This is a genomic window from Rhodoferax sp. RT5P35 (assembly GCF_056521385.1).
On record NZ_JBWMAX010000027.1, the window covers coordinates 1 to 2,979 of the forward strand.

At 69.8% G+C, this 2,979-nt stretch carries 2 protein-coding genes; one reads left to right on the top strand and one right to left on the bottom strand.

Annotated features, from left to right (window positions below; genetic code table 11):
• Nucleotides 1–138: 138 nt before the first annotated feature.
• Nucleotides 139–237: a K(+)-transporting ATPase subunit F gene (gene kdpF, locus AC097L_RS23105; RefSeq protein WP_315192404.1), complete on the bottom strand. Its 99-nt coding sequence runs from the start codon at nucleotides 235–237 to the stop codon at nucleotides 139–141.
• A gap of 274 nt (nucleotides 238–511) precedes the next feature.
• Between kdpF and AC097L_RS23110 the strand changes: the two genes are divergently transcribed.
• A partial coding sequence (locus AC097L_RS23110) for a hypothetical protein (RefSeq protein WP_479589089.1) occupies nucleotides 512–2,979 on the top strand: 2,468 nt, incomplete at its 3' end.

Consider the following 2,979-nt stretch of genomic DNA (forward strand, 5'->3'; position numbering starts at 1 on the left):
AAATGGGTGCCTCGAGCTTGTGCATCCAGCCGGGCAGTTCGCCCTGGGCCAGGCGCGCCAGCCACAGGCCCAGCGGCCAGGCGGCGGCCAGCAGGACCACCAGATACACGGTGAGCAAAATCCAGGCGTTGGAGGACATCAAAACTCCTCCGCGCAGATCAGCGCATAGACCAGGTACGCCAGCAACAGCACAGCACACAAGCCGCCCAGGCCATAGAGCACGTCGAGCGGGATCATGCGCGGCCTCCCTGGGGTTTTTCCAGCTTCTGGAACCCTTTGAGCAGCAGCACCATCACCCCCCACAACAGGCCCAGGCCCGCAATCCACAGCACATCCATACCATCACGCTTTCTAGAGAAATTGATGGTGTGAGATTACGTAACTGGGCGTAAAGACGGAGTAATGAGTGGAAGGAGAGGTGTATAGAAAGCGTAAAGACGGGGTCTAACGGGAAGGATCAAGGCAGCACGGCAAACCCCGGCTGCAGGGCCTGCGCCTGGGCGCGTTTGGCGTGGTGGAAAACCTGCTACCCGATGCCGTGCGCCGCAGGCAGTTGCCGCCCGGCCAGAGCCAGGCGCTAGACAGCCTGGGCTTCGTCCATGCGCCGTCGGTGCAGCAGGCCACCGCAGCCGCCGTGCTGCGCAGCGGCTTTCTCGCCAACAGCCAAACCCCTGGCCAGGCGTTTGACATCGACCTGCGCTCCCAGCGGGTGCAGCGCGCCAAGCACCTGCTGGAGGGCATTGCCAACGGCCAGTCCATGGCCGCCCTGCTGGGCTACCGTTTCGAGCGCGGCCTGACCCACAGCGCGGGCCAGGCGCTGGCCCAGTACATCCTGGAATGCCGCCAGGCCTACCCGCTGCGCCCCGCCGGAGCCACCCCGCAGGACGAAGCCAGCGAGAGCATTGCCGCCCGCGACGTGGTGGACGGCGTGCGCCTGATGGATGCCTACCGCACGGCCCGCGCCACAGGCGCGGCCTTCAAGGTGCCCGGCGTGCCGGACGCGCTGCTGCAACCCAACGCCGCCATCGCCGTGCTGATCGACGACCTGCTGGAGCAGATGGACGCGGTGTCTGATCTGCTGGTGTCCGAGAGCGTGTACCAGATGGTCGGCGGCAACCTGGACGGTGCCGGGGCCGCCATGATGACCCTGGACAAGCAAACCCGCCCGCCCGAGCCCCGCGTGGCCGACACCCCGCACAGCACCCGGGGCTACACCCAGCGGCTGGTGGTGGCGCTGGAGTCCACCGACCCTGGCCCCTGGGCAGTGGAGGGCGAGCTGATCGCCCGCATGGAGCCGCGCCTGAACGCCTGGCTGGCCCGGCTGCTGGGCGATCCCAGCCGCTACCAGTTCCGCGCCCAGGTGTTCAGCCCGCCCACCGCGGAAAACGGCGACTGGCTGCTGACCGACACCGTGCTCACCGCCCGCATCACCGAGCTGGGCCTGTCGCCGCTGGCGCTGGTACTGCACAGCGAGGCCCAGCAGGGCGCAGGCCAGAGCGGCGTGCAGGAGCGCCTGGGGCAGCTCATGGGCGACAAGCTGCGGGCGCAATTCGGTGCCGCCGCCGACGGCCTGGCCGTGGTGCTGCACGCCGATGCCCCCGAGGCCGGGCAGATCGGCCTGGTGGCCTTCGAGTCGCTGGCCTGGGTGCTGCGCCGCCTGCTGGCCAAAACCCGCCCGCTGCGCCGCATGGACATGGTGCAGGCCCGCGACGGCGTGGAGTCAGCCGCCACCCAGGATGACGGCGAAGCCGCCGGGGTGGACCTGGCCGAGCTGGAACTGCGCTGCCAGGATGCGGAACGCGAGGCCGATGCCGTGCTGGCCCTGCTGGCCAATGCCAGCGCCGCCGCGCCCGAAGACCTGGACACCCTGGACCCGTTGGATCCGGCCACCCCGGCCCTGCTGGTACAAGCCCACACCGCGTTGGCCGCCGCCTACGCCCTGGGCTGGCGCAGTGCCGCAGGCCACACGCCCGTGGCCGCAGGCGACGGCCAAGGCCAGCCGCTGATGGACGACGACACCGCAGCCCGTGCCGTAGGCCGCGCCCGTGCCCTGCTGCTGGAAATCGGCGGCCGCAGCACGGCGGCCCGCAACGCGCCCGTGTCGGATGGTCGCGGCGGCCAACTGCAAAACCTGCTGGACCGCATCCACGCGGTGATGGGCAAGGACTTCCCGGTGCTGCCGCTGTTCACCCTGGGCGCATTCGCCCCGGATGCCGCCGCTACCCTGGCCGACCGCGACATGCTGCTGGGCAAGGCCGCGCTGGGCAACGACGACTTGGCCGTGGCGGGCTGGCTGCCCAAGCTAGCCTGCGTGCGCGAAGCCAGCGCCCTGCTGTCCGACACCCTGCTGGCAGCCGAAGCGCTGGGCGAGGACAGCGGCTACCTGGACGACCCGCTGGACTTCCAGCTGCTGCAGTACCCGCGCAACCCGCAGAACCACTGGGCCGCCCTGCCCCCCGCGCCCAAGCAAAAACTGCAAGACCTGCGCGGCGTGGTGGCCGTAGCGGCCCACGCCCCCGGCGGGCTGCGGGCGCTGGATGCAGCCACTACGCTGTCGGGCCTGTTTGTCGATGAGTGGATGGAAACCATTCCCTCGGACACCGAAACCACCGGCGTGGGCTTCCACTTCGACGCGCCCGGGGCCCGCCCGCCGCAGAGCATTCTGCTGGCCGTGCCCGCCGACCCCGCCGCCGACCACTGGACGCTGGACAGCCTGCTGGCCACGGTCAACGAGGCCATGGCCCTGGCCCAACTGCGCGCCGTGCGCCCGCAAGACCTGGAGGGCCTTGGCCTGCTGTTGCCGGGCATCTTTTTGTCGAACAACTTCAAGAAGGACGCGCCCTCCATCGACTTTGCCACCATGGTCAGAAAGAACCTGCACGCACTGCGCGCCGCCAGCGGTACGGCCAACGGCAAAGCCACCATGGCCGCAGGCACCCTGCTGCGCGCCGAAGACCCAGGCCTGCCCATGGTGGGCGT